The sequence below is a fragment of the Methanoregula sp. genome (genome assembly GCF_002835825.1).
In the GTDB taxonomy this organism is placed as follows: domain Archaea; phylum Halobacteriota; class Methanomicrobia; order Methanomicrobiales; family Methanospirillaceae; genus Methanoregula.
Genome location: NZ_PIZH01000391.1, coordinates 1 through 1,926 on the forward strand (window position 1 = coordinate 1; position 1,926 = coordinate 1,926).

The 1,926-nt window shown below is 59.3% G+C and carries 2 protein-coding genes; both read right to left on the reverse strand.

The window, feature by feature from the left end; genetic code table 11:
• A partial coding sequence (locus CW742_RS11420; protein WP_292420495.1) for a DEAD/DEAH box helicase family protein occupies positions 1-1,363 on the reverse strand: 1,363 nt, incomplete at its 3' end.
• Positions 1,364-1,433: 70 nt separating this feature from the next.
• Positions 1,434-1,926 (reverse strand): cytochrome c biogenesis protein CcdA (locus CW742_RS11425; RefSeq protein WP_292420496.1); only part of this gene is annotated, 493 nt, incomplete at its 5' end.

The window sequence follows — 1,926 nt, forward strand, 5'->3', positions numbered from 1 at the left end:
GTTCTTCGGCCAGCTTCTTGGTCAGGGTCGTGATGAGGACGCGATCGCCTCTCGCAATGGTCTTTTCCACCTCACGGATAACATCGTCCGTCTGACCGGCAATGGGCCGGACCTCGACCTCCGGGTCAACGAGGCCGGTGGGCCGGATGATCTGCTCGACCGCTTTTCCGGACTTCTTCAGCTCGTACTCGCCCGGCGTTGCCGAAACGAAGACGACCCGGTTCATGTACTGCTCGAACTCGTGGAACTTTAAGGGCCGGTTGTCGTACGCGCTCGGGAGCCGGAAACCATAGTCGATCAGGGACTTCTTGCGCGAGCGGTCCCCGTTGTACATGCCGTGGAGCTGCGGGATCATCTGGTGGCTCTCATCGATGATCATCAGGAAATCATCCGGGAAATAGTCGAGCAGGCAGTAGGGTTTCTCTCCCGCTTCGCGACCATCGAAGTGGCGCGAGTAGTTCTCGATACCCTTGCAGGAACCGGTCTCCTCGATCATCTCTATGTCGTACCGGGTCCGCTGCTCGAGCCGGTGGGCCTCGATCAGGCCAAGGGAAGGGAGGACTTCGTCGAGTTCCTTCTGGATCGATGCAATTGCGGACTTGCGGGCACCTTCAGGTGTGACGAAGTGGCGGGCCGGGTACACGAAGAAATACTTCTTTTCCTCGTTCACGGCACCGGTGTTCTTGTCCACCTCGCGGATCCGCTCGATCTCGTTCCCGAAAAGTTCGATCCGGATGATGTTGTTGAAGTACCCGGGAATGAAGTCGATGGTGTCGCCCTTGACCCGGAACCGGCCCGGCATCAGTTCGAGATCGTTTCTTTCGAAAAGGATGTCGATGAGCCGGCTCATAATATCATTTCGCGAGATCTTCTGGCCGACCGTCAGCTCAAATCCCATGTTCCGGAAGTTCTCCGGGTTGCCAAGACCGTAGATGCAGGAGACGGATGCGACCACGATCACGTCCTTCCGGAACGAGAGCGATGCTGTTGCAGAGAGACGGAGCTGCTCGATTTTGGGATTGATGGCCGAATCCTTTTCGATGTACTGGTCCTTTGCCGGAATGTAGGACTCAGGCTGGTAGTAGTCATAGTACGAGACAAAGTATTCCACGCGGTTGTTCGGGAAGAAGTCGCAGAACTCGGAGTAGAGCTGGGCGGCAAGCGTCTTATTGTGGGCGAGGACAAGGGTTGGTTTCTGCGCTGCCGCGATCACGTTTGCCATCGTAAAGGTCTTACCGGAGCCGGTGACGCCGAGCAGGGCCTGGTATTGTTTGTTCTCCTCAAGCCCTTTTGTCAGATCTTTAATCGCTTCCGGCTGCGAGCCGGCCGGTCCAAAGCTGGAGACGAGCTGGAATCCTGTCACGGTGCTTAGGATCTCGGATTGTGGTATTAAAAGGGATGGGGATGCGGCAGGAAAGTGATGGTGCCGCGGCTCAGGGGACTCCCGTGAAGAGGGCGAGCGCCAGGTACCCTGCCGCCACTGCAAGCATCACGAGGCCGGCAGTTCTCTGAACCGCAAGGCGGTGCCGGGTAAGGCAGCTGAGCACCTGCCGGCTCCGGAACCGCGAGATGCCGGAAAGGATGAGGAGCGGGAGCACTATGCCGATCCCGAACGCAAGGAAGAGACCTATAGCCTCAGCGGCGGTCCCGACAGATATCGCAAGGGTGAGGAGGAAGAGGATGACCGCGGCATTGCAGGGGAGGATGATGAGGCCCATGAAGAGGCCGAGCAGGAGCGCCGATCCCGCAGGAGTGCCGGCACGCGGGACCGTTAACGGGCTCCTGCCCGAAAGGAGAGGATAGTCGAAGATGAGGCACAGCGCAAAGATGAGGAGAAGGAACGAGACTGCCGGCTGGAGCCGGGCCCGGGCGGCCGGGCCGGCGGCCTGCAATGCGAAACCGCGCAGGCACCCGCCGACCAGCAGC